Genomic DNA, 23,568 nt, shown 5'->3' on the forward strand with positions numbered 1-23,568 from the left:
CGAAACTACTTCCGTTTATCTTCTTCTACCATCCAGACTTTACTGTCGGTCCCAGACTCACACTGGGTCCACCGCTACTCGCGGGTCACGGACTTCAACACTTCGTTGTCACCGTCGGTCGGGAATTACACCCTGCCCCGAAGAAATCTATTCAGTTGTCACGTATAAATGTATACTAATGATCACAAAGATGCAAGTATCAATTCTCAACAAACGTTTACTTCAAAAAAAGACCAACAAAGCTATTTTCCTAGCTCTGTTGGTCTTTCCCTTTTACCATAAATTATTACCAAAGTCTCTTAGTGACGATTTTCTCACCTTGGACTAACCCATTGTTCACAAAAGCATTGTAAATTTCTTGACCAAAATAAACGCTGCTATCCCGATTAAAATGGAAGTCATCGAGTAAATGACCACCCGACATATCCACGCAATGAACGTTAGGATCTTCTTTGGCAATCTGGCGGATAGCCGCATCCACGGTAGCATCGTATTGACCGGATGTGTGGCTTACAGTGCCACAGAAAATTGGTAAAGTCACATTGCCAACAATCCCTCGGCAATAGGCAAAAACGGCTTTGAGATTACGATAATAATTATCAGCCGCCGTTGCTGAATAAGAACGGCGATCAGATTCACCTTGATGCCACAACATGGCACGCACTTCAATTTGATGCTTCGCAGCACTCAAGCACTGCCGAACCAAATCATCAAAATGCTTTAACAGTGAGGCATCAATATCTGGCAAAGTTTCATAATCCACTGTCCAACGATGGACATTATCACCGGTAGCATCGATAGAAGTACCGCCTTCAGACCATTTCATCACATAAATCTCTTGCTTAGCTAAAGTTGTCAGATAATGGTACGTCACCAAATCAAAGCCCCAACGATCTGAAGAAAGATCTGCTTGGGATAAAGCTGGCGAAAATTGTCCTTGTTCATGACCAGCGGAATAATTCGAACAATAGTGACAGTTGGTCATTGGCAGCTTGATATCACTTGGTAATTCTGCGATGGGCACCCGACCATCAATATTAGACTGTCCGGCTGAAATGATGCCAAATTTCTTTGTTGCATCTATTTGTTTCGGTGCCGCCCCTTTGATATAAGCTTGTAATGCCGCTACATTTGCTTGTAAACTGGCTAATTGGTTCGTCAGCGTTTGTTCATTCACTTTAAGTCACCTAACTTCATTAGATTTTGACTACGATCCAAGAAAACACTTACATCTTTAATTCTAGAGACTTTAATCTCTAAAGCGACCCTTCAAAGTCGATAAAAACTCGTAAAAACTAGCACAATTTTTACGGGTTTTATTTATTTTATACAGACACTAGGCTTGCGCAATTGCTTGATTGACCGCAGCTTTTTCGGCTTCAATCAGGTTCACACGACTTTCAATGACTTTGATATCCATCTTAATTTCACGCGTCAAGCCAGGCGTATTCAATTTTGGTTCAAAGAAAGCTTTGAATTCTGCCAACCGTTCTGGTGTGTGGAAAATACCCGCAGTCACCGTGATATAAGTGGTGAATTCCATATCGCCGCCCACGGTATCTTCCAACCATTGCCAATCATTACGGAGCCAGTCCCAAGCAGCTTGCTGCCCAGCATCGTTAGCCAAAACACCACGATACCAGCCGCGTAGATCCTGTGGTTTGATCGTATCGGCATCTTCAAAGTGACTGATCAATCGCTGCACTAATTCAGGATCAGTGGTGCTGGTCAAAGCAGCGCGAATGTCAGCTTTATAGCTGGCATCACTGGTTTGCCGATAAGCAGTTAATAATTGTTCAAAGCGTTCGGCACTACCATAATTTTTAACTTCATTCCGTAGGACAAACATGCGAATATCTGCGGGTAAAGCAGCTAAATCAGCTTTATTCGCAGTAAATAAATCATGGGCACTGGCAACAGCAGCAGCATTTTTCGCATATAAAGCCGCGCTCAAGACATATGGCCGGGTGAGCTGGTCATCGTTTGATTCTCCGGCTTGTGGCGTCCAGCCTAAACGCGCCACTTGGGCTGCACTAAGTTTATCAAATAGGGCTTGTAGATGCTTTTCTTCAGCAGAATCGGGCGTCACGAATTTCTTCAAATTATTAGCGACTTGATACAAAGCTGCATTGACCACATTGGAATGACTATCCGCAAAGCGTGCCAACAGCGGTACCACGTCGGCGTAAGAGATTTGACCGCCTTCAGCTAATAACCGCTGATCTTGTAACAAGGCTAGTTGATCAATGGCATCCAAATCACTTAAATGGTCCAAAATATCTTGTAATAAAGTAGCGTCATATTTCACAATAAAATGAGAATTATTGCCTTGATTCAAGCGGAACGGTTGACCATTTTCGTCACGCAATTGCGCATAGTCCCCTAAAGTAACTTGCCTGTCGGCCATGATTTTTGGTGCGGCAGCATAGTTGCTATTCAATGGAATCTGCCATTTGCGGCCAGCATCTTGACCTTGGCCAATAAAGAATTGCTGCTGGGATAATGTCAGCTTGCCATTTTCCACGGCAGCGGTAACAACAGGATAGCCAGGTTGTTCCAGCCAAGAATTCATGATTTCGCCCACATTCATCCCAGAGGCATCAGCCAAGGCAGCCCAGAGATTCGCACCTTTGGCATTGCCATATTGATGGGTGGCAAAATATTGCTTCAAGCCCTTGCGTAGCGCATCGTCACCTAATAAAGCCCGAACCATGACCAGCATCCGTGCACCTTTGGCATAGACGATGGCCCCATCAAACAAGGCATCGATCTCAGCTGGATCTTCCACAGCCACATGGACCGATTGCACGCCATCAGTCGCATCCCGTTGTAAAGCTGAGGGAACGTCAGAGGTTTGGAACAACTCCCAAATATGCCAATCTGGTTGAATGGCATCGATTGCCACGTATTCCATCATATTGGCAAAACTTTCATTCAACCACAAATCATCCCACCACTGCATGGTTACCAAATCACCGAACCATTGATGCGCCAATTCATGGGCAATCACGGTAGCGACTAATTGCTTCATTTCTAAAGCGGTATTATCAGGATCTAATAATAGGTAAGCTTCCCGATAAGTAACTAACCCCCAGTTTTCCATCGCACCAGCAGAAAAATCTGGTAAAGCTAATTGCCAAGAATGTGGCAGTGGATAAGGTGTTTGATAGAAATCTTCATAAAATTCGATCGAGCGTTTGGCAATATCCAAAGCAAAGTCTAATTCTTTAGCTTGGTGTGCTTTTGTCCCGAACACGCCCACTTTGACCCCACTCTTAGTCGTGGTTGTTTTGCTTTGTAGATCACCAAAAGCAAAGGCCACCAGATAAGTTGACATCCGTACGGTGGTATCAAAATAATGTACGCCATTTTCAACTTTTTGCTCAGGCATATTGGCTAAGACCGTTTCGCCTGGCTGTTCATCAAATTTGATGGCTAGATCAAATTTAGCTTTAGCTGCGGGCTCATCGATGCCTGGAAAAGCTTGGCGGGCAAAGTTCGTTTCAAATTGGGTTCCAATGATCTGTTTCTTTTCACCATTGACTTCATAATAGGAAGGATAAATGCCCATCATTGAATCCGTCAGAGGTGCTTTGTAATCGACGATAATTGTGACTTCGCCAGTCTTTGGCACACTAAACCGCACGGCATCATGGTCATTATCCATTGTAAATTCAACAGAGGTGCCATCCACAGTGATCGTATTGATCTCTAAATACTTTTGATGCAGGGCAATTTTTTCAGCTTTAGCATTACCAGTAATCGTTGTTCGTCCACTAAATTGCTTGGTACCGCGATTGATATCTAAATAAATGTTATAGTGTGTCGGTTGGAAATATTCATAAAAGTGTGTTAATTCAGCCATGATTTTCCCCTTTGCTTTGTAAGATACGTATATTATACGCTAGAGTGATGTGTGGGACAAAAATAGCTATCTTTAGATAACTTAATTGTCTTAAATTATTCAAATTACACGTTTTTAATTCGAATAATTGTCAAGCTAGTAATCATCTTTTCCAGGTTTTTTAATGCTTCTGTATCTGTCAAGTCAATGTCGATCTGCAATGTATCGTTATTCATGTTGTGTAACATAGTAATTAACCGCTCGTCTTTAATTTTGAAGTGCTGATTTTCTTGCTTGTAACGACGTAATCGTGCTGATAAATAATAGATGTCAGTCAATTTCTTTAGTAATTGTAATCCTGTTTCATTCGTCATTGCGACTATTACATCAACATCTCTAGTATATTCATATAATGTCAGCGTAATGCGTACAGTTGTATTTGTCAGATGTGCGTTTATATCGTTGTTTAGCTGTTCTAAATTTATTTGCTTTGTCATGTTCTTTCGCTCACTAACATCGCGTCGACTACGATTAGTTTTTTTAAGCTCGCGCGAGCTCATACTTAACATAACAATTCAATTTAATATCGCGAAATTATTTTTTTACTTATTACTGACTACACAATAATGTATAACTAAATAAGCGAATGAAGCTCTTTGTCTATTTAGTTTTCGTATACATTTTAAAACTAGCTAAATTACTGCTGTTACAATGTTCAGTATGTTTATTGAATATTTTGTCAGTGTGTAGACATAATTGTACTACTAAGTTACTAAAACATATTTGCGACTAAATCAGATTTTTCTTAACTTTTTGTACTTTAAGCTTGCTTTACATAAATCGTTTATAAATCGAGTATTAAGCCCGATATCTCAGTACGTAGCGCAATATTTCCATAAAACCCATTCTTGGTCATTCTAGGCATTATACTCACTATTTTTAGATAACCAGCAACATCATATTAAGTACGTTGAATTCAATCAAGAGTTGCACAAAAAATCGTGATTCTCAGATGTACAATATTTCTGAAAACCACGATTTTGTTGTATTGCCTTAGTTTACCAACAACTAATGTCCCTTATGTTTCTGTAACTTTTTTGCTTGCCTCTGCTGAAACCGTGCCTGTTGTTCAGCTAAGCGATTTGCTTTTGTAGTGTGTCGGCGATCGACGCGTTTGATCTCTCGTTCTGCTTGCATCGCCGCTTGAGCTTTGGTTGAAAGTACTGGTTTCTCACGTGACTTACGAGCTAAACGTTGCTGTCTTTTAGGATTGATATAATGCTGCTGTTTTTGCCCAGTAATTGCTGAAACACAAGGTACAGAATCCCATTCAGCTAGTAACCGCTGATTTACAAAAGCTAATACCTCTGCATCTTTAGGCTCTGGCCCAAAAACATGTTTCCAAACCTATACTTGTTTAGCGCACTGTACCTCAACTAAACCACACCAAAAGCTGCCATCAAAGAAAATTGTTAATTTCATGATGACCCCTCCTTTTTGTAAATTGCACTGGACGACCTGGAGGGAAGGTTACTGACACGATAAATGTGCTGTCAAATCAGGGTCAAAGCCGTGCATGCGTTGAATATACGCCATTGGTGCCTGCTGATACGTCAGATAATGCATCTTAGAAAAATGAAACTCAAAAGCAACAGGTGCTTCAAAGTGAACAACTTGTTTGGCTAATAAAATATGAAATTCGAGTCCTTTGCGTGGCGCCAATGGCCAGAGTTTTTTCAAGGTCCAAGTCATCAGCCGCAATTTTTCACTGGTGGTTAAAGGTCGGTGAACAACGACCAAATAATCTAAATCGCTGCTGACTTCCTGGTATCCCCCCAAAACGTAGGAACCGTGCAAGTAGATGCCTACCAAGTTATCAGCTAAAACCTGTCGATAACCAAGACGCAATAGTTTCAACAACCGCGCTGTTCGTGTCATTGACATCATCCCTATCAATTACTTTGTACGATTATTCAACAACTTTTTTATTTTTGTCAACTAGGTTGAGCCAAATAATCAGTAGAAATAACACAACTGCACCTAAAAAGACCCAATGCATGCCAGCCAAGATGATCTGTTGTAAAGCTTGTGACTCAGTCTGGCTTAAAGCCAAATGATGTTGCTGACTGATAAATTGATTGACCATAGTAAAGTGAATGCTCGCATATCTTGTCAACGCATGATTGATTGCTAGATTGAACAGCAAGCCGAACACCCCAGTCATAATTGTTTGCCCCAAAGTGCGCCCCAATGTCAACATGGCAGATGCCGTCCCCAGGTGATCAGCTGCTACCACGCGTTGGGCAACTAGCGTATTCATCGTAATCACAATGCCTAACCCAGCGCCAGTCACACCAGCAATCAAATAAAAACCGACGATTTTAAAACTAGCACCGACAAACACCAGCGGTATGTAAACGACCAGTTGTAAACAAACAATTGGTAGAGTGATCCGTTTCGGTGACCAGCGTTTGATCAACGGGCCTACAAAAAAGGACGTAACCAGCCACAACACGGGACTGGGCGTAATGGCTAATCCAGCCACCGCGGCGGAAACATGATAAATGGCTTGTAACCAAATCGGAAAATAGGTTTGAAATCCGATTTGAACACCGCTCAGCAATAATGCCGTTAAAATTTGAATGGTAAACAACGGTTGTTTGAATAAATTTAAGGGCATGATTGGCTCTTGCACCCGTTGCTCAACAATATAAAATAGAAAACCACTTATCAGCGTGATCACCATTAAACCGATAATCAACCCTAGTTGTAACTTAACATTCCCTAAATTTTGAAATAAAAGCAACAAACTTAACAACGTGAGCGATAATAGACCAATACCTGGATAGTCCAGCTTTAGATGTTGTTTTGTACGCGTGGGTTCTTTCAAGCCCACACTGACCAATATTAAAACCAAAATACCTAAAGGAACATTGATAAAAAATACCCAATGCCAGTTTAGTTTAGCCACGATGACCCCACCAACTAATGGGCCTAATAAAGCTGAAATGCCCCAAGCCGTGTTATTTAAGGCCATCATATTCGCCCGTTGCTGATAATCAAACAAATCCGCGATAATCGTGAAGGTGATCGGCATAATTGCGCCAGCACCAATGCCTTGCAGTGCCCGACATAAAATCAAAATGATTATATTAGGCGCCACACCACATAAAAAAGAACCAAGTGAAAAAACAATTAAACCACTGATAAATATTGGCTTACGGCCAATGTTATCGGCCAACTTACCATAAATCGGCGTACTGATTGCCGTCGTCAATAAATAAACAGCAAAAATCCAACTTTGTAGGGCGAGACCATTTAACTGACTGATAATTGTAGGCAAAGCTGTGGTGACGATGGTTGTTTCAACTGATGTCATAAAAGTGGCGATGAATATCGCCGCCACGATCCAAGTGCGTTTGGTCTTTGGTGCTTTAGACAAATTACCGCTTCCTTCATGTTATTCGATAATCATCGAACTAAGGCTTAAAAATAAACTGGATTCTATAAGGAATCCAGAAAGCCAGGCAAATATTTGGCAAACGTCTGTTGATTCAGTGACAGATACTTACTCTGTGCTGCTTTTCGAGTATGTGTCAAGCCCACCGCACGCAATAATTTGAAGTGATATGAGACAGTTGACTTGCTAACAGATAACTTCTCACCCACCTCTCCGCAAGTCATTTCGCGACCACTTTGGTACAAAATCCGAATCATGCGCAATCGATTAGGATCAGACAATACCTTAAATATTTCCGACCTTTTCAAATCTTCTTGTTCGATATTCATAAAACTACCGTACCCCTTTTTGCACTGAGATGCAAATCCAATATTCCCCTTGTTTACAATTAGTATTATGATTAACTTAATAGCAAACGAAATGTGAGGTATCGAGATGGATCTAACCAGAATGCAAATTGCTTTTACCGGTAAACTGAGAACCATGACCCATAAACAAGCCATTGATTTGGCACGTGCTTTAGGGGCTTTCCCCCACAATCGCCCCGTCAAAACAACCCAAGTCGTTATTTCCGGCATTATTGAAAAACCCATGGACGAAGCACTGACTACTGAAAACATGACTTACGCCGAAAACAATGCTTTGCAAGTGATCAATGAAAAGGACTTTTTGCTATGGTGTCAGCAGAAAGTCCAAGGTTATTTGAATAATATTTAATTTATTTTGTTAGCCGATAGAATGACTTGTCCAAACACCTTTTACGGAAATAACTAAAATACCAGCGATAATTAAAGCCGTCAGCAGCTGTGAAACGATTGCCGCGAAGAACAAACTGATCAATAGCGCCCAGCCACCAAAGAACATCGTATAGCCTAGTTGACGCCGGGCCCTTAGCCAACTAGCTTTTGACTTGAAGGTAAAAAATAAATGTGTTGCCTGTTGGCTCTCAAACTCAACGGTGGGCAAATAATTACCAATGGCGATAAAAATCAACGCAACTAAGAAAATAATAATACGACGTACATCAACCCCAGTTCCCAAATTATAAAAAATTGTCACAAGATAGCCGACAATACTGATAATCGGGATAATTGAAAAATAAACCACTTGCATACGAGGATTGCCAAATTGCTGAGCCCCTTTAAAATGATAAATGCCTATCATCAATAGTTGCAACAGTAACATTAACCCTAATATTCCAAAAACAGCGAACGGTTTGGTGACAAAGCCATTCGGTGTATTATCGACGCCAAAATGGATAGCCATTTTGTTCGGCAATTGCTGATAAAAGATAATACCAAATACAATTGGTAAGATTGTTAAAATACTGCTGATCCAATAGAATCTGCTTAGGTGTTTCATGATTATTACCCTCCTAACCTGTGTAACCAGCGTAAAATATCTTCAAAAACAGTCGTATTTAATTCATAATAAATAAAGTTTTTTTCTTTATGCTCACTAATAAAACCAGCTTGTTTTAAAAGTTTTAGATGATAGGAAACCGTTGCATTACTCAAATCAAAATCTGCCGCAATTTCGCCTGCTGTTCGTGTCCCTGCCTTGAGCTTCTCGAGGATATGCCGTCGGACCGGATCAGATAAAGCTTTCATAGATTCATTCATGCCCATACGCCGATCACCTGCTTCAATAGTATTTAGATACTTTTCTAAATAGAGTATAAACCCAAAAAGTTTAAAATAAAATAACTATTTAGATTTTTATCTAAATAGTCTAAAGCAAGCACACTAATATTAGATCTGTTGATGAAGTACATTTTTACTTCAGTCAACGAATGTTTATTGGCTAAACGTGTTCCAAAAGGCAATGGCCCTCACTTAACGCCGTTTGTCCCACTCTCTTAGACAAAAAAATCTGTTGTTCTCAAAGCCATTTACCGACTATTAAGAACAACAGATTTTTTAATTGATTGATCAATAACTAAGATCATTACTCAAATTGGCACCATTGCTAGCAATCACTTGCTGATACCAATAAAAAGATTTTTTCTTAAAACGATCAAAAGTTCCTTCCCCTGCATCGTCAAGATCGACATAAATAAAACCATATCTTTTAGCCATTTCACCTGTAGAGGCACTTACCAGATCAATACAGCCCCATGGGGTATAACCCATCAGCTCGACACCATCGGCAATCGCAACTTGCATGGCTTCAATATGAGACTTCAAGAAATCAATACGGTAGTCATCGTAAACTTTACCATCTTTAAAATCATCTCTGGCACCAAGACCATTTTCAACAATAAAAATCGGTTTCTGATAACGATCGTAAAGTTCCTCCAAACCGATTGTTAACCCGGTGGGATCGATCTGCCAACCCCAATCACTGCTCTTTAGATAGGGATTCTTAACGCCGCCAATTAAATTACCATTGGCTGTTGCGCCTGTATCTTCCGTGACATTGATAGCCGTAGACATATAATAACTCAGTGAAATAAAATCTACTGGATACTGCTGAATCAAAGCTAACTCTGCTTCAGTTCGATCTAAATCAGCCAACGTCAAGTTATATTGCGCTAGCAAACGTTTGGTATAAGCCGGATATGCGCCGCGAACTTGAACGTCAGTACAGAAATAATTAAAGTCTTGATTATGCCGCAAAGTAGCTAGTTGATTCTTAGGATCGGCATTATAAGCATAGCTCGTAGCCAATAAAAGCATATTGCCAACTTTAATATCGGCGTCAAACGTGTGTGCCGTTTGGACAGCCATCGCACTAGCCACAAACTGATTATGCCAAGCTTGAAAAACATTTTTCTTTTGCTTAGCCCCAGTACTAGGAACCATTGCTTGACCCAAGACTGGAAAAGTGGCTGCGGAGTTGATCTCATTAAATGTCAAAAAATAATGACAACGATCTCCAAAATGATGAATCACTGTTTTCACAAACCGATCAAAGACCGTGACCAGTTGTTTATTTTGCCAACCACCGTAATGTTTTGCTAAATAAAGTGGCGTTTCATAATGGGCTAACGTGATCACAGGCTCAATATGGTGTTTGACACACTCATTGATCAAGCTATCATAGAAAGCTAACCCTTTTTGGTTGGGTTCCGTTTCGGTGCCTTTAGGAAAAATTCGACTCCAGGAGATGGAAAAACGATAACATTTAAAGCCCATTTCCGCAAAAAGGGCAATATCTTCCTTATAACGATGATAGTGGTCAATACCAATGTGATTGGGGTAGCGATATTTCTGAGGATCAATCGTCCAATCAAAATCTTCCGAAGATAAAATATTTAACCGTTCTTTCCCACCTGGAAAAGCATCATCGATCGATGGCCCACGACCATCTTCATCCCAACCGCCTTCTAATTGATTGGCTGCCGTGGCGCCGCCCCACAAAAAATCAGATGGAAAGCCTGTTTGTAACTCAACTCGTGTCATTAATCAGCCGCCCTTTCATGAATAATATGCTGGTAAATCTAACATATTTATCATACGCCAACAGAATCATGCTTATCCTGGGGCAAAACAGCAAACTTATTTTAAATTTAATTTAGTGGCTGTCTGCCGTTGATAAACCGCCCGATCCAGAGCATTTTCATCTGCCGCAATGGCGATCGCTGTGGTCGTATCACCCACCACATTCAATACGGTACGGAACATACCGGAAAACCAATCGATTCCCGCTAAAATCGCAATCGTTTGCAGTGGTAGGCCTAGTGTAGGAACAACGATTGTCAGCGCCACCAAGCCACCGCCAGGAACTACTACCGTGCCTAAACAAGAAATCAAAGCCAGCACTACGACTTGAACCATCGCTCCCGGTGTCAAATCAAGGCCCATCATCTGTGTTAAGGTAACACACGCTAGCGACAGATACATTGCCAAACCGTTACTATTCAAAGCCATCCCTAATGGTAAAACTAACTGGCTGATAGCTTTTCCAACACCTAAACGGCTTTCCGCATCAGCTAATTCCACTGGTAACGAAATTGCGGAAGAGGTCGTCGTAAATGCCACCAACATAATGCGCGAAAAGCCATTGACCAATCCACCCAGCGGCACTTTAGCATACCAGCTGATGCCCACAAATAAAACGATCAGAAAACTAGCACTGCCAATCCCAAAGGCGACTAAAAATTTAACCAACGGTAAAATCACCTTCAACCCATTAGTGGCAGTTACCCAAGCCATCAAAGCCATGATACCAAGCGGCGCCAATTTCATGACCAGCATCACTAATCGAATCGTTAGACCATTGATTGCTTTAACAAGTTCTAGGACTTGATCAAATTTACCTGCTGTATTTGCGCGGTTAAGCACGATGCCAAATAAAATAGCAAAGATGATCACTTGAATCACATTGCCGCTTGCCAAAGCTTCAAAAATATTGGTGGGGAAAAAACTTAGCACAATGGTACTGATATCCTTCGGTGCCTTCCCTAGGGATCCATTTGCATGTAACGTGGCTAATTTCAATCCTGCTCCTGGTCGCATCATATACCCAATAATTAAGCCTAAAACAGCAGCAATAACGGTCGTAACTAAAAACCAAATCGCTGTTTTTGTACCTAATTTTTTTAATTGGTTCGCTTTGATTTGACCCAAAGACTCAATAACCATACCAAAAATCAGTAAAACCACGGCCATTTGAATTAACCTTAAAAAGATATTGCCGAAAAGCTGTATTCCCGCAATTTTGGGTCCAAAAACTAGTCCCAAAATGATACCAATTACCATACCAATACTGATCTGCATGGTTAAATTAATGCGTTTCACTTGTTTGTCGTCACTCCTCCATACGCTTGTTCATAAAGACTTGCCGTTAACAATGCTAATCCACGTTCTAAATCTGCCGTTGGTGTGTACTCCGCTGGGGCATGACTGATACCCCCAACACTAGGTACAAAAATCATGGTTGTTCGGGCAACTTGAGCCATGATCTGACTATCGTGGCCGGCACCGGAAGCCAGTTTGCACCAACTAAAACCTAATTTATCGGCTAACTTTTGATGCTCTGTCAGCAGCATCGAATCTAATTCGGTCACTGCTGTTTCCGTCCACTGGCTGATCTCAATTGAAATCCTAGGATTTGTTTCAACCTGTGCCAAATTTTCAACCAAACGGCCATAACTTGTTAGTTCTATCGCATCTGAACTTCGGCAATCCACCGTAAATTGTACCCTGCCCGGAATCACATTAGCAGTATTGGGTAAAACCGCAAATGCGCCCACGGTTAGCGTCAATTGTTCCGAAAAACGGCGGCGTTGTTCTTGTAAATAATGAATTAACATAACCGCTGTTTGCAACGCATCCGCCCGATCAACCATTGGCGTTGTACCGGCATGATTGGCCTGCCCCTTAACCACCACGGTATACCGTTTTTGTCCGACGATGCTTTCAACTAAACCAATGTCGATCTTTTGGTCAAATAACCGTGGCCCTTGCTCAATATGTAGTTCCGTAAAGGTTTCAGGAAGTTGGGGTAGTTCGAATACAACCCCATCCTTGACTAGCTGGGCAACCGCTTGAGCTCGTGCTACTGCAAAACTTAGCCCCTGATCATCATTGATGGTCTCAGTGACGGGTAGGCGCGCATAATGCTTAGAGCCGGTAAAAGTGGCGGGGAATCGACTGCCTTCTTCTTCACTAAAGGCAATTAATCGAAGCGTTTTTTTCGGTTGACCAAAACGCTTGGCTAAATTCGCAATTGCTTCAAGACCGCCAATCACACCGTACAAGCCATCATAATCCCCGCCTTGGCGTACCGTATCCATATGTGACCCGGTGGCAATGATCTGACCGGGAAATTCACGGCCGACTAAATCCAAATAAACAGTACCGTAACGGTCAACAGTCACCCTTAACCCCAACTGCTGCCCCCAAGCAATCAATTGCTGCTGTGCTTGGATCCAGGTTGATGAATAGACCAACCTATTTTGGCCCGATTGTTCACCAGATAAGGCGTTGATTTCAGCCATTCTTCGCGTCAGTTCTGTTGACCTAATTGTCGTAAAAAATCACCGTCCCGTTATTTAGCCGTACTAACACCTGTTAATGGTGAAGAAGCCACAGCACCATGATCGATCACGCGACCAGGCTTAGCTAAATAGGCTTTGCGTCCAGCTTCAATAGCTAGTTTGAATGCTTCAGCCATAAGCGGAATATTGCCCGCTGTAGCCATTGATGTATTTGCCATCACGGCAGCTGCCCCCATCTCCATCGCTTCAGCAGCTTGACTCGGCTTGCCAATTCCAGCATCTACAATAACCGGCACGTCAATCTCATCAATCAAAATCTGAATAAGATCTTTAGTTGCTAAACCTTTATTCGTTCCGATTGGCGCCCCCAGCGGCATCACCGTTGCGGCGCCTGCAGCAACTAATTGGCGCGCGACGTTCAAATCAGGCAGCATGTATGGCATCACAATAAAACCTTCATTCGCCAAAGTTTCAGTTGCCTTAAGTGTTTCATAGTTGTCTGGCATCAGATACTTTTTATCCGGAATAACTTCTAACTTAATGAACGCACTGCCGCTTAGCTCTCGAGCAATCCGAGCAGTCCGAATCGCTTCCTCAGCATTAGTCGAACCAGATGTATTCGGTAAAATGACCACGTCTTTAGGAATATAGTTTAAAATATTTTCTTCAGCGCTGGTATGACGTCGTAAAGCCATTGTAATAATTTGAGCTTTCGCGTGATTCACAGCCGAGTCAATCAAATCATATGAGTATTTACCTGAGCCTAAAATAAATCGTGATGAAAAACTATGTGTGCCGATGATCAATGGATCTATTGTTGTGACCATGTCAATGCCTCCTCAAATATCTGTCTTGCCTAAAATAAGCCGTACGATCATATTGGCTTCGTGCCCGGCGGCGATCATGACCCGTGGTGCCATCAAGCCTTCTGTCCCGACACTCGTGCCATCACCCGCAATATATAAATTGGGTCTTGGATGTTTTGTGACCACCGTGTTTGAACTATGTACGCCAGCCATTCCCGTGCCCATAACAATTGATTTATCAGGATAAAATTCAGTTGCTGCATCCAGCAACATTGCTTTAGCAGCAGGATCATCAAACGCCTCACAAATAATATCTGCCTCTGCGAATAAAGCCGCAACGTTATCATGTTCGATTTTAGTTTGAACTGTTTTGATCTCAATAAAGGGATTAAATTCCTGTAAATTTTGTTTGAGCGCGACAACCTTGGGCACCCCAATTTGACTCAATTTGAACTGTTGCCGATTTAAGTTGCTCAATTCAACCACATCAAAATCAATTAACGTTAAATGTCCAACCCCGATCCGTGTCAGTGCAATCGCAATATTTGATCCCAGACCACCCGCACCAGCAATGGTCACATGGGCTGCTGCTAATTGATCGGTAGAATCCTGAACATTGCGTGCTTTCATTTCCCGATAAACAGTTTCAAAAGGCAGCCCTTGAATTTCTGGGTTTTGCATTATTTTTTATCTCCTTTAGCTTTAGCCACCACCAACAAATGAAATCAGTTCAAGGTGGTCATTTTCAACAATTTTGACCGCTTCAAAATCAGCGCGATGTACGATTTCGCCATTTTTTTCAACCACAATATTTTCAATTGGCGCTTTTCTTTGACGCAAAAAGTCAGCAATCGTTAAGCCAACAGCACCAGCTTCACTTTGACCATTCACAATAATCATAAAAAGAACCTCCTTTCTCGTTGATCCGAAAAAAGAGGTTCGTTCGTGTATGCTAGTTAACGCACTCTTGCAAAAAAGAAAAACCCTTCTCTTTTGCAAAAGAAGGGTTTAAAAAGTCAACTAATTAAAAGTACACTTTTAAGTTCGCTCTTCCTTCGGCAGTATGAACTACATCAGGTTCGATGGGTTTGATCTCAGCCTTTATTAGGCACCCCAGACGACATATTGAATTAAATTGAGCCGTGTTCTTGCAAGCTCTTTAATATTTATAACTGCTACACGCGTAAAAGTCAACCACGAAAATTATTTGTATACTTTTAATTAAAGTTCGTTTACAATAACGTCACATTAAATCAATCAGTGGAGGCGTTTCACATGAAACTTACCAAGCACCCGTTATATCTGGTTACCGATCAGACAAATCTAACCTATACCCAATTTTTGGCGGTCATCACCCAGGCTTGTCAAAATGGGGCCTCGCTAGTTCAGCTTAGAGAAAAAGATCAATCTAGTCGTGAACTGTACCGAATTGCGCTAGAGGTGAAACAAATCACCGACCAGTATGAAATTCCTTTGATTATCGATGACCGCTTAGATATTGCTCAAGCCGTTGGTGCGGCGGGAGTTCATTTAGGCCAAAGTGATCTGCCGGTTGACGTTGCCCGGCAATTGTTAGGCCCCGATAAAATCATTGGTGCGACGACTAAAACACTAGCACAAGCCCAAACAGCAGAAAAACTAGGCGCTGATTATTTAGGTGTTGGTGCGATTTTTCCGACGAAAACGCATGTTAAAACTGTCCCGACATCGGTGGCAACTTTAACGACAATCCGCCAAAATGTTCAAATTCCTGTCTATGCCATTGGCGGCCTCAAAGCTGACAATCTACAGGCATTGGCGCCAGCCCATGTTGCTGGTGTTGCCGTTGTATCAGCCATCATGCAAGCCTCAGACGCTGCCAAAGCAACGCGAGATTTAAAAGCAGCAATTGCAAACGTTATTTGATGAACTAGCATGATCAAAATGTTGAATTATATTTAAATTAATTAATTAAGTGCCAATAAATTGTTTAAAAAAGATATTAGTAAAATTACTTATTTATTTTTTCTCATATTTCTGTATAATTTTATGTGATCTATTTCATTTAAGGAGAGGAAGTATGATGAAAAATCACTTTAATTTGGGGAAATTTAAAGCGCCAAAATATTGGGTCAGTTTTATTGGTATCATAATACTACTGCTTTTATTAAAAGGTTTCGTTGGAATTATTACATTGATTGCGGGCATAATTGGTTTAATTAGATATCTAATCAAACGACATCACGCTAAGTCTGCAAATGATCAAATTACACATCGGCCAATATATCAACAATGGTGGTTATACTGCTTAATTCTAACGCCATTTTTATTAGCAGCTACCCAACCTGCAACACCTAAAAAAGCGGCGGTTTATTCGAGCCACCAGAGCGTCCGCACCAGCCACAATAAATCAACTCGCGAAAAATCCCAACTTGCGAAAGCCAGACAAGACGTCAGCTTTTTGTTTGAAAAAGAATACTCTGAACTATTGGGTGGTACAACGCAAGATGAAATTAGCCGTGTCAAAACTGAAGTTGAACATCTACCTGCTAGCAAATCAAAGCAGGAATTATTAGCTCATGTCGTTAAGGCAGAAAAATTATGGCCGAAGTTTCACGAAAAAGAACAAGCCAACCTTAAAGCTTCTAAAGAATCAAAAGCTGCAGTTGCAGCAGCACAAAGTAGTCGTAAATTAGCAGAATCTCAAAGTAAACAGGAAGCAGAGACTAAGGCAGCGGAAGCTGAAAGTCAAAAGGCAGCCGCAGAATCCCAGTCTAAAGCACAAGCTGTCGCTGCTTCACAACAGGCTGCAGCTCAGGCACAACAAGAAGCACAACAACGTCAGGCACAACAAACACAGCAACAGCCAACACAAGCCACCAGCTCACCTCAGGGTGATATGAATACTAGTCAAGCCGGTCAAATTGTTGGTAATGCTAGAAGCCATATTTACCATGTTCCAGGTCAAGCTGGCTATAATATGAATTCTGCCAATGCTGTCTATTTTAATAGCGAACAAGAAGCACAAGCTGCTGGCTATCGAAAATCGTTAAGATAGTAAGATTAATATATATTAAAAAATCTCTAGATCACTGGTATTACCAGCAGTCTGGAGATTTTGTTTTTAATAAAAGTTAAAGGTAATTCACTATTTCTGTTCAAGTCGCTTCAATTTTGCTAAGGCAGTCTCGTCCAAAAAGAAATCAACCTTCCCGGTTTCAAGGTCAACTTCCGCTTTCACTTCAACGCCACGCGGAAAAACGTTTGTCGAATTAGCCTCGATTTTAAGTGGAAAGCCCGTACCATAAGTCATAGTACCGTACACCTTTTTCATAGTTATGCGCCCTTTCTTTTCAAAACCTATGATTCCTAGATTTTAAATGAGCTGTTCAACGATGTACAGTAAAAATTATGTAAATTTAAAGCCTATGATCTAAGATGGCATTCACTCCAGCGATAAGTCCATAGCTGATACCAACAGTGGGCGCTAAATTTAAAAATGAGAGCATTGCAACGCCGCCAAATAGACTAGCTTCTGTTACCACACGGCCTAATGATTTAAAACGTAACACCGACTGAGGCGCCATGAAGCGTGCCCAAAATAAAACTAACCCTACTGGTAAGACAATACCAATCAAGAATTTGAGCGGTAGTTGAGAAAATTTAAGTCCAGACAAAACTAATAAAATAAGCGTTGCAATTTCTACAAGAAAGCGGATAGCATTATTGATTGGCTTCATGAAAATAGGTCTCCCTTTTTAGCTTGCCATAATATTTAAACGCTTGGATAAATCACTAAGATATGCCTGTCGCTTAGACAAACTTTGTTTACCAATACTACCAAAGTTTAACCAACTTGTATTTTTAATACCCATCTGTTTGACTGAAGCCTTAAGAAAAACAGATTTAACCGCGTTCCCGCAAAATAATTTTAAATACCAAGTAGGTGAGGTGGAAGTGGTTATGATCGTTAGCTGCTGAATCTTAGTCAATAGCCCTTTCACACCAGTTTTTGTAGCTCGATAGGCAAAGTTCATTTTCATAACCTTGTCAAAGAAGCCTTTCAGCATGCCTGGCAGGTCGTTCCACCAAATTGGTGTGATAATGATGACCTTGTTGGCTTGCTGTAACAGTTCCTGGTAATGCTCGACTATATGAGAAGGCTATTATTAGGCAATATTTTACACTTTCAGATCAAGCATCAAAAGACCCGATCGCATTGAAGAAAATTATCGACTTTTTTGCCGAAGGTGCTACTATTACCGCTGCGGACGGCTCAAAGATAACGACACATAAGCAACTGGTAGATTTCTTTCAAAAGTTTTTCCACCGTAATCAACAATTAAAACACATCTTCAAAATATCAGATCAAGATGAACACTATCAAACGGAATGGGCAGTTGCGGGTCAAAAACAAGACCACACCCTGTTTGCGCTACATGGATTTGATACGTATACCTTTAACGCCAGCCACAAAATCAGTCAACTCAAAGTCACTGTCCTTTGAAAAATAAGCCTTAATTGAACAAGCCACGTTCAATTAAGGCTTTTTTAAATAAGTGTTTGACAGATTCTAAAAATAGATTCATCTGATTTTAGCAAACGCCCCTTGCCAAATTCGCTCATGATAAGCAATAGCCTGAGCTGCAGTTAGCTCTGGCGTATCGAAAGTTGAATGCATGCCAGCTGTCAGCCACATCTGAAAACCCAGGTGGTGTCCCACGCGTAAAGCTGTGTCAATACAATACTCTGTTTGCAGCCCGCAGACTTCTATGTCGGTGATTGCTTGATGCTTTAAATAAGCTGATAAACCAGTCTCATAAAATGAATCCGTGTGATATTTCAAAAAAACATGATCTTGTGCTTGCACGTCAAGTTGATCACAAAATGCCCAAGCTTTCGAACCGTATGGCATTGTTTCATCCGTGTGCTGCATGAAAATAATTGGTAACTGCTGTTGCCTATATTGTTGTATCTTCTGATTAATTTTACGTACTAAGTCATCAAAATGCCAAGCTTCAGCTAAACCATTTTGAACATCGATCACTAACAATGCTTGAGGTTTCAAAAAGACACATCCTTTAGGAATATTTGAATTATCTCCAGCATACGCCTTATTTATTAAACATAAAGTCCACAAGTAAACCTCAAAACTGCCGTTTGCGAAAAGCTAGGTAACCCAAAGTAATTAATAACAGACCATATCCCAGCGTCCCCCAAAGCAATTGATCCGTGCGCAATAAAGTGACCGGATGATAGGCGACATAATTATAATATTGTTGTGTTAAATTAGTCATAGCTAATGGGTTCCACTTAATAATGCTTGCCAATTGAGGCTTAACACCAATCAGATTACGCGTGACAAAGGGTCCCATAAAAATAATAATCATGTTAAAAGTCGTCACTACAGCATTGGATCGAATCAAGCATGAGGTTAAAAAAACAAAACCGATGATCAACATTCCGACTAAAATATCCAAACCAGTAGTGGTTAAAAGATTGACAATCAGCGGTTGATGATGCTGATAAACTTTGAACCATTGAACCGGTTGTTTAAAGGTAACCCAACTTAATATGCAGGTCCAAACGATAGCTAATAAATGTAACGCAAAATTATAAAGCAATAATACCAGCAACTTAGCGCCATAGACGTTCAAGCGACTTGGCGCTTTATATAATTCTGTTAAAATGGTGTGACTTTGAAATGCTGCCGAAAATACAGTCGATCCAATGATTACTAACACTAATAACAAGCAATCACCAGAATCAAAACAACTCATAATTAACAAATTATCATAAGTTGACCCCATCGCCGTCCCAATAAAAATCATAAACGCCAGCATCAATACTGGTGCGATCCAAGTAATTTTGCGTTTTGTTAATTTGTAAAATTCTCGCTTCAAAACGATTGTCATGCTGTACTCCTTTCAATGCAACTTATATAGCTAAATGTGGCGGTGTTTAAAGCAAATATAACCAAGGCTCAAAAATAGTGCCGTGTAAATAAGATTGCCGCCAATCAATTGGCCATTTGTTAAGTTTGAGATTTTTTGGCCACTTGGCTCACTTAACTGGGTGATCACATTGATCATGTTCAAAGGGTTCCAGGCGACAACTTTAGCCAAATTTGAACTAGCTAACATTATTGCCCGGGAAATATTCACACCCCAGAAACCCACTATCAAGCCAATCCCAATCACAACACCGTTCACATGAACAATAGCTAGCAAGCATAACGCCAATGTGACGACAAACAAGCTATACACTAATGTACCAACTTGATTTAACAAAAAAGCCTGACTCAAGGTCTGGGACTGCTGAGCAGCTGTAAACCAACTGTCACGTGCTCCAATGACAAGCGGCTTTAATAAAAATGTGAAAACACTGCCGATACATAACAGTAGCCCACTGTAGCTAATTAAAACCAGAGCCTTGGCAAAATAGACCTGCCATTGATGCCGTGCTCGATATAATAAATTTAATATCGTATGATTTTGATATTCCATCGCGAGGAATTGTGAACTAACCGTAATCAAAATAATAATGACCCACTGATCAATCCCAAAACCTTGAGCCATCAAAGTTTGAGCATCTGTAGTCGTGATTGCAGTGTAACCCATTAACAGACCTAAACCCACTACGCCATACCAAGGCAGACGTTCTTGCCAAAATTTATGAAATTCCCGCTGTAAATTAATGATCACCTGCCCGCCCCATTTCCTTGCGTCAACAAATGAACAATCAATTGTTCAAAGGAAACATCATAAGGTGATAATGCTAATAGATGCAGATTATGAGCAGCCAAAAGATCTTGTACTTGAAACAGATATCCCCGGTCAATACTGAGGCCGTCATGAACCGACTTTATCGGAATCTTTTGCGCCTGCAGCAATTTCACGGTCGTTGGCATATCATCCGTCACAAAGTGGCACCGCTGCTGCCTTAGTTGATTCAATTTATGAATCGGCTGATTCAAAACGATCCTGCCTTCATTGACCAAGATAACATCGGTCATAATTTTTTGTAATTCGCCTAAAATATGACTAGAAATCAAAAAAGTCGTACCGTCTCTGGCATATTGCTTGATGATTTTTCGAACCAATATTGTGGCTTCAATATCTAAACCATTCATCGGTTCATCTAATAAAACAAGTTCTGGCTGGTTTAATAACGCTAAAGCAATACCCAGCTTTTGTTTCATACCTAGCGAATAATCCTTAGCTTTTTGCCGGATAAAGGTCGTCATTGCTAATTGGGTCACGACCGTTTGAATGTTTGCTGCTGTTTGGGCATATAGCCGTAGATTATCCCAGCCAGTTAAAAAAGGATAAATGGCTGGATGCTCTATTAAAGCGCCAACTTTGGCCAAAGCATGATGATCTTGCTCTAAAACCGTCTGATGGTTGATTTGTATTTGTCCAGTAAATACCATCAACCCTAAAATTGTTTTCATAATTGTCGTTTTACCAGCACCATTAGGTCCAATCAAGCCCGCAATATCACCAGCCGCAACTTCAAAACTACCTTGTTTAATGATTTGTTTGTGACCGATATAAGTCGTCATTGCTTGAACAGTTAACATATACTCACCCCATACTTACGATTTCTCATCATGAGTTTACTGCTGATGATCCTTGGTATGTAGAGGTTTCAAGCTGTGCTAGAGATTGTTGCTTGTAACGATATAGCGATACGCCTATGCTAGTATTAATAGAAATTTCAGTTTAAAGAAGGTTCGAAAGCTATGGAAAATAACTTGACTGATAATTTGAAACAATTGCGGCAGCAGTATCACCTGAAACAAAGCGATTTAGCAACTCATTTACACGTCTCCCGCCAAACCGTCTCCAGCTGGGAAACTGGCCGTAATCAACCCGATATAGACACGCTTTTACGTTTGGCTAGCTTCTATCATATTCCGCTGGCACAACTCGTGGATCAAGAAACGATACATCCGTCAGTTTCCAGCCAAATCCCCCGGGGCATTCCTAGTATCTTATTAGCCATTTTATTCATTGAACGGCTGACGCAAAACTCAAATACGGCTTTTTTCTTATGGTTAGACAGCCTACTTATTTTTTTGTTTTTACTCAACGGTGCGATTTATTTTAATAATAAGCAGGAAGTAAACTTCAAATTATCCCTTCATCTTTATTATTGGGTGCTTGGCTTGTTTGTTAGTGCTGTCTGGTTCAGTGCCTTAACTAATTTATTTCAGATGGGCTTTGCCTTTCAATTCACATTCTTTGTCAGTGGCTTGATTGCGTTTTGGGCCTTAATATTTCACAAAGATAAATCAACGCATCTTCTCGTATCAACACAAAAAAAGCTCTAAATTGAAGTCAGCCGTTTCAATCTAGAACTTAGATTTATTTAACATTACTTAATAGCGTTTTCGCTCATATTAATATCTAGGTGTCTTAATCATCAAAAAAATCAATCTCGACCAATGCTTTTGCCACTCTTATCTAACTAAAACTAATATGGCTTAGAAATCCATAAATGTCACGGTCATTTTCACCGCATCAATGACCGCCTCAGCTCCAAGGGGCGTCGTCATCATGGGTATTGTGTGACAGCTATCGTAATCATAAATGATCGGTTTTTGTGGCTCATTAAGGACTTCTTGCAAAATATCGATTGGTCGCTTTTTGGTGTTTTCCGAGTCAAAAAGTGCATGTTTTCCTAAAACGATGCCTTTGACCACATCTAAAATACCAGCATCTTTTAACATAGCAAAATTCTTTTCTACAGTAGCTGCGTCTTTTTCAGCATCTTCAATAAATAAAATATCATTATCTGTAAATCTTGGGCAATATTTAGACGCCACGATGCCGTACATTGTATTCAAATTACCGCCTAGTAGACGCCCTTTCAAAACAGACTGATTCTTATAATGCCAAGCATTAGCATATTTTTGCTTCTCATGCTCAAAAGTTTCCCAATTACCACGTTTATCCGTCCAATATTCAGGTGCCGTTAATGTCACAGCTTGATTGGGTTTGGCATGAAGTACCTGTTCAAAATAATGCCAAGTTTGAGAGACATAGGGCGGCCATTCACCAAAAGAAGCCACTAACGCCGGGCCATATAAAACTCGACATTCAGGCGCTTGCGTTTGAATTGCCAACAGCAAAGCCGTGGCATCTGAATACCCCACAAACGTCTTGGGATGTTTATTCAAATAATCATAATCAATATAAGGTAAAATCGAATTCGAATTCGTCCCACCGATCGTTGACATGATGACATCAATTTTCGGCTCATGAATCAACTCATTGAGTTCATCAGCTCTGGCTTGGATCGATCCAGACCGATAGCCCGCTTGTTTTCCCGTCAATCGACCAGCTGTCAAATGAACGCCCTGTTGCCGCAGGAACTGCTTAGCACGCTGAAAACGCTGAGGTGACAAAGCCGTGATTGGGGTCGAAGCCGAATAAAAACCAATATTCATTGAAAAGTCTCCTTCATAAAATTATTTCAAAAAATGAATATAATTGCTTATTGCCCTATATCCAAGAAAAATTAATGACTT

At 40.8% G+C, this 23,568-nt stretch carries 27 protein-coding genes, 1 pseudogene and 2 riboswitches; of the genes and pseudogenes, 5 read left to right on the top strand and 23 right to left on the bottom strand.

Features of this window, described 5'->3' with window-relative positions:
* Nucleotides 1-16 precede the first annotated feature (16 nt).
* Nucleotides 17-149, bottom strand: a riboswitch (FMN riboswitch).
* A gap of 137 nt (nt 150-286) precedes the next feature.
* The 7 genes and pseudogenes from FHQ08_RS06505 to FHQ08_RS06535 form a co-directional block, all read right to left on the bottom strand.
* Complete coding sequence (locus FHQ08_RS06505) at nt 287-1,177, bottom strand: sialate O-acetylesterase (RefSeq protein ID WP_230913590.1); 891 nt, start codon at nt 1,175-1,177, stop codon at nt 287-289.
* Nucleotides 1,178-1,336: 159 nt separating this feature from the next.
* Nucleotides 1,337-3,865, bottom strand: coding sequence for a M1 family metallopeptidase (locus FHQ08_RS06510; RefSeq protein WP_230913591.1), 2,529 nt, complete (start codon nt 3,863-3,865; stop codon nt 1,337-1,339).
* Nucleotides 3,866-3,969: 104 nt separating this feature from the next.
* On the bottom strand, nt 3,970-4,341 hold the full coding sequence (locus FHQ08_RS06515; protein ID WP_230913592.1) for a hypothetical protein: 372 nt from the start codon (nt 4,339-4,341) through the stop codon (nt 3,970-3,972).
* A gap of 571 nt (nt 4,342-4,912) precedes the next feature.
* A pseudogene (locus tag FHQ08_RS06520) lies at nt 4,913-5,239 on the bottom strand (YjdF family protein); the annotation flags it as partial.
* A 135-nt stretch (nt 5,240-5,374) separates the two neighbouring features.
* Nucleotides 5,375-5,782, bottom strand: a complete 408-nt coding sequence (locus FHQ08_RS06525) for a nucleotidyltransferase domain-containing protein (protein ID WP_230913593.1) — start codon at nt 5,780-5,782, stop codon at nt 5,375-5,377.
* Nucleotides 5,783-5,813: 31 nt separating this feature from the next.
* Nucleotides 5,814-7,286 (bottom strand): MFS transporter, encoded by a 1,473-nt coding sequence (locus FHQ08_RS06530; RefSeq protein WP_230913594.1) that lies wholly within the window; start codon nt 7,284-7,286, stop codon nt 5,814-5,816.
* 62 nt (nt 7,287-7,348) lie between these two features.
* Entirely contained in the window at nt 7,349-7,633 is a 285-nt protein-coding gene (locus FHQ08_RS06535; protein ID WP_230913595.1) for an ArsR/SmtB family transcription factor, read from the bottom strand.
* Nucleotides 7,634-7,739: 106 nt separating this feature from the next.
* Between FHQ08_RS06535 and FHQ08_RS06540 the strand changes: the two genes are divergently transcribed.
* Complete coding sequence (locus FHQ08_RS06540; protein WP_230913596.1) at nt 7,740-8,021, top strand: BRCT domain-containing protein; 282 nt, start codon at nt 7,740-7,742, stop codon at nt 8,019-8,021.
* 9 nt (nt 8,022-8,030) lie between these two features.
* Here FHQ08_RS06540 and FHQ08_RS06545 read toward each other — a convergent pair whose 3' ends face one another.
* The 8 genes from FHQ08_RS06545 to thiS all read right to left on the bottom strand — a co-directional run bounded on the left by FHQ08_RS06545 (nt 8,031) and on the right by thiS (nt 14,954).
* Nucleotides 8,031-8,666 (bottom strand): DUF1648 domain-containing protein, encoded by a 636-nt coding sequence (locus FHQ08_RS06545; protein ID WP_230913597.1) that lies wholly within the window; start codon nt 8,664-8,666, stop codon nt 8,031-8,033.
* A 5-nt stretch (nt 8,667-8,671) separates the two neighbouring features.
* Nucleotides 8,672-8,932 (bottom strand): autorepressor SdpR family transcription factor, encoded by a 261-nt coding sequence (locus FHQ08_RS06550; RefSeq protein WP_230913598.1) that lies wholly within the window; start codon nt 8,930-8,932, stop codon nt 8,672-8,674.
* A 303-nt stretch (nt 8,933-9,235) separates the two neighbouring features.
* Entirely contained in the window at nt 9,236-10,708 is a 1,473-nt protein-coding gene (locus FHQ08_RS06555; RefSeq protein WP_230913599.1) for a glycoside hydrolase family 1 protein, read from the bottom strand.
* 96 nt (nt 10,709-10,804) lie between these two features.
* Nucleotides 10,805-12,046: a dicarboxylate/amino acid:cation symporter gene (locus FHQ08_RS06560; protein ID WP_230913600.1), complete on the bottom strand. Its 1,242-nt coding sequence runs from the start codon at nt 12,044-12,046 to the stop codon at nt 10,805-10,807.
* The gene (locus FHQ08_RS06565) at nt 12,043-13,248 is read right to left on the bottom strand and encodes a Zn-dependent hydrolase (protein WP_230913601.1); all 1,206 of its coding nucleotides are present in this window, start codon (nt 13,246-13,248) and stop codon (nt 12,043-12,045) included. The genes FHQ08_RS06560 and FHQ08_RS06565 overlap by 4 nt, the downstream gene beginning before the upstream one ends.
* A gap of 50 nt (nt 13,249-13,298) precedes the next feature.
* Entirely contained in the window at nt 13,299-14,075 is a 777-nt protein-coding gene (locus FHQ08_RS06570) for a thiazole synthase (protein ID WP_230913602.1), read from the bottom strand.
* Nucleotides 14,076-14,087: 12 nt separating this feature from the next.
* On the bottom strand, nt 14,088-14,735 hold the full coding sequence (thiF, locus tag FHQ08_RS06575; protein ID WP_230913603.1) for a sulfur carrier protein ThiS adenylyltransferase ThiF: 648 nt from the start codon (nt 14,733-14,735) through the stop codon (nt 14,088-14,090).
* A 21-nt stretch (nt 14,736-14,756) separates the two neighbouring features.
* Nucleotides 14,757-14,954, bottom strand: a complete 198-nt coding sequence (thiS, locus tag FHQ08_RS06580; RefSeq protein WP_230913604.1) for a sulfur carrier protein ThiS — start codon at nt 14,952-14,954, stop codon at nt 14,757-14,759.
* 132 nt (nt 14,955-15,086) lie between these two features.
* Nucleotides 15,087-15,180: riboswitch (TPP riboswitch) on the bottom strand.
* A gap of 149 nt (nt 15,181-15,329) precedes the next feature.
* Here thiS and thiE point away from each other — a divergent pair.
* Both thiE and FHQ08_RS06590 read left to right on the top strand, forming a co-directional pair.
* On the top strand, nt 15,330-15,959 hold the full coding sequence (gene thiE / locus FHQ08_RS06585; RefSeq protein WP_230913605.1) for a thiamine phosphate synthase: 630 nt from the start codon (nt 15,330-15,332) through the stop codon (nt 15,957-15,959).
* A gap of 154 nt (nt 15,960-16,113) precedes the next feature.
* On the top strand, nt 16,114-17,091 hold the full coding sequence (locus FHQ08_RS06590) for a toxin Cry1Ac domain D-VI-related protein (RefSeq protein ID WP_230913606.1): 978 nt from the start codon (nt 16,114-16,116) through the stop codon (nt 17,089-17,091).
* Nucleotides 17,092-17,181: 90 nt separating this feature from the next.
* Here the strand turns inward: FHQ08_RS06590 and FHQ08_RS06595 are convergent, their stop codons facing one another.
* The 3 genes from FHQ08_RS06595 to FHQ08_RS06605 all read right to left on the bottom strand — a co-directional run bounded on the left by FHQ08_RS06595 (nt 17,182) and on the right by FHQ08_RS06605 (nt 18,187).
* Nucleotides 17,182-17,367, bottom strand: coding sequence for a hypothetical protein (locus FHQ08_RS06595; RefSeq protein ID WP_230913607.1), 186 nt, complete (start codon nt 17,365-17,367; stop codon nt 17,182-17,184).
* 85 nt (nt 17,368-17,452) lie between these two features.
* Complete coding sequence (locus FHQ08_RS06600; RefSeq protein ID WP_230913608.1) at nt 17,453-17,773, bottom strand: YrdB family protein; 321 nt, start codon at nt 17,771-17,773, stop codon at nt 17,453-17,455.
* Between the two features lie 18 nt (nt 17,774-17,791).
* Nucleotides 17,792-18,187, bottom strand: coding sequence for an NAD(P)H-dependent oxidoreductase (locus tag FHQ08_RS06605; RefSeq protein WP_330166085.1), 396 nt, complete (start codon nt 18,185-18,187; stop codon nt 17,792-17,794).
* A gap of 65 nt (nt 18,188-18,252) precedes the next feature.
* Between FHQ08_RS06605 and FHQ08_RS06610 the strand changes: the two genes are divergently transcribed.
* Nucleotides 18,253-18,540, top strand: coding sequence for a hypothetical protein (locus tag FHQ08_RS06610; protein WP_230913609.1), 288 nt, complete (start codon nt 18,253-18,255; stop codon nt 18,538-18,540).
* Nucleotides 18,541-18,618: 78 nt separating this feature from the next.
* On the opposite strand, the gene FHQ08_RS06615 is transcribed toward FHQ08_RS06610, so the two are convergent.
* The 4 genes from FHQ08_RS06615 to FHQ08_RS06630 all read right to left on the bottom strand — a co-directional run bounded on the left by FHQ08_RS06615 (nt 18,619) and on the right by FHQ08_RS06630 (nt 21,615).
* Nucleotides 18,619-19,101 (bottom strand): isochorismatase family protein, encoded by a 483-nt coding sequence (locus FHQ08_RS06615; RefSeq protein WP_230913610.1) that lies wholly within the window; start codon nt 19,099-19,101, stop codon nt 18,619-18,621.
* A 79-nt stretch (nt 19,102-19,180) separates the two neighbouring features.
* A complete protein-coding gene (locus FHQ08_RS06620) occupies nt 19,181-19,948 on the bottom strand; it encodes an ABC transporter permease (RefSeq protein ID WP_230913611.1) in 768 nt (255 codons plus the stop codon).
* A 30-nt stretch (nt 19,949-19,978) separates the two neighbouring features.
* The gene (locus FHQ08_RS06625) at nt 19,979-20,737 is read right to left on the bottom strand and encodes an ABC transporter permease (RefSeq protein WP_230913612.1); all 759 of its coding nucleotides are present in this window, start codon (nt 20,735-20,737) and stop codon (nt 19,979-19,981) included.
* Entirely contained in the window at nt 20,734-21,615 is an 882-nt protein-coding gene (locus FHQ08_RS06630; RefSeq protein WP_230913613.1) for an ABC transporter ATP-binding protein, read from the bottom strand. Before FHQ08_RS06630 ends, FHQ08_RS06625 begins: the two co-directional genes overlap by 4 nt.
* 162 nt (nt 21,616-21,777) lie before the next feature.
* Between FHQ08_RS06630 and FHQ08_RS06635 the strand changes: the two genes are divergently transcribed.
* Entirely contained in the window at nt 21,778-22,368 is a 591-nt protein-coding gene (locus FHQ08_RS06635; protein ID WP_230913614.1) for a helix-turn-helix transcriptional regulator, read from the top strand.
* A 153-nt stretch (nt 22,369-22,521) separates the two neighbouring features.
* Here FHQ08_RS06635 and FHQ08_RS06640 read toward each other — a convergent pair whose 3' ends face one another.
* A complete protein-coding gene (locus tag FHQ08_RS06640; RefSeq protein ID WP_230913615.1) occupies nt 22,522-23,487 on the bottom strand; it encodes a S66 family peptidase in 966 nt (321 codons plus the stop codon).
* Between the last annotated feature and the right edge of the window lie 81 nt (nt 23,488-23,568).

It is taken from the genome of Agrilactobacillus fermenti (assembly GCF_021030645.1).
GTDB classification, from domain to species: Bacteria; Bacillota; Bacilli; order Lactobacillales; family Lactobacillaceae; genus Agrilactobacillus; species Agrilactobacillus fermenti.

Excerpts from the sequence above, each read along its gene's own strand:
- FHQ08_RS06510 (WP_230913591.1), bottom strand. The coding sequence starts at position 3,865 with ATGGCTGAATTAACACACTTTTATGAATATTTCCAACCGACACACTAT.
- FHQ08_RS06515 (WP_230913592.1), bottom strand. The coding sequence starts at position 4,341 with ATGACAAAGCAAATAAATTTAGAACAGCTAAACAACGATATAAACGCA.
- FHQ08_RS06525 (WP_230913593.1), bottom strand. The coding sequence starts at position 5,782 with ATGACACGAACAGCGCGGTTGTTGAAACTATTGCGTCTTGGTTATCGA.
- FHQ08_RS06535 (WP_230913595.1), bottom strand. The coding sequence starts at position 7,633 with ATGAATATCGAACAAGAAGATTTGAAAAGGTCGGAAATATTTAAGGTA.
- FHQ08_RS06540 (WP_230913596.1), top strand. The coding sequence starts at position 7,740 with ATGGATCTAACCAGAATGCAAATTGCTTTTACCGGTAAACTGAGAACC.
- FHQ08_RS06545 (WP_230913597.1), bottom strand. The coding sequence starts at position 8,666 with ATGAAACACCTAAGCAGATTCTATTGGATCAGCAGTATTTTAACAATC.
- FHQ08_RS06550 (WP_230913598.1), bottom strand. The coding sequence starts at position 8,932 with ATGGGCATGAATGAATCTATGAAAGCTTTATCTGATCCGGTCCGACGG.
- FHQ08_RS06555 (WP_230913599.1), bottom strand. The coding sequence starts at position 10,708 with ATGACACGAGTTGAGTTACAAACAGGCTTTCCATCTGATTTTTTGTGG.
- FHQ08_RS06565 (WP_230913601.1), bottom strand. The coding sequence starts at position 13,248 with ATGGCTGAAATCAACGCCTTATCTGGTGAACAATCGGGCCAAAATAGG.
- FHQ08_RS06570 (WP_230913602.1), bottom strand. The coding sequence starts at position 14,075 with ATGGTCACAACAATAGATCCATTGATCATCGGCACACATAGTTTTTCA.
- thiF (WP_230913603.1), bottom strand. The coding sequence starts at position 14,735 with ATGCAAAACCCAGAAATTCAAGGGCTGCCTTTTGAAACTGTTTATCGG.
- thiS (WP_230913604.1), bottom strand. The coding sequence starts at position 14,954 with ATGATTATTGTGAATGGTCAAAGTGAAGCTGGTGCTGTTGGCTTAACG.
- thiE (WP_230913605.1), top strand. The coding sequence starts at position 15,330 with ATGAAACTTACCAAGCACCCGTTATATCTGGTTACCGATCAGACAAAT.
- FHQ08_RS06590 (WP_230913606.1), top strand. The coding sequence starts at position 16,114 with ATGATGAAAAATCACTTTAATTTGGGGAAATTTAAAGCGCCAAAATAT.
- FHQ08_RS06595 (WP_230913607.1), bottom strand. The coding sequence starts at position 17,367 with ATGAAAAAGGTGTACGGTACTATGACTTATGGTACGGGCTTTCCACTT.
- FHQ08_RS06600 (WP_230913608.1), bottom strand. The coding sequence starts at position 17,773 with ATGAAGCCAATCAATAATGCTATCCGCTTTCTTGTAGAAATTGCAACG.
- FHQ08_RS06620 (WP_230913611.1), bottom strand. The coding sequence starts at position 19,948 with ATGACAATCGTTTTGAAGCGAGAATTTTACAAATTAACAAAACGCAAA.
- FHQ08_RS06630 (WP_230913613.1), bottom strand. The coding sequence starts at position 21,615 with ATGTTAACTGTTCAAGCAATGACGACTTATATCGGTCACAAACAAATC.
- FHQ08_RS06635 (WP_230913614.1), top strand. The coding sequence starts at position 21,778 with ATGGAAAATAACTTGACTGATAATTTGAAACAATTGCGGCAGCAGTAT.
- FHQ08_RS06640 (WP_230913615.1), bottom strand. The coding sequence starts at position 23,487 with ATGAATATTGGTTTTTATTCGGCTTCGACCCCAATCACGGCTTTGTCA.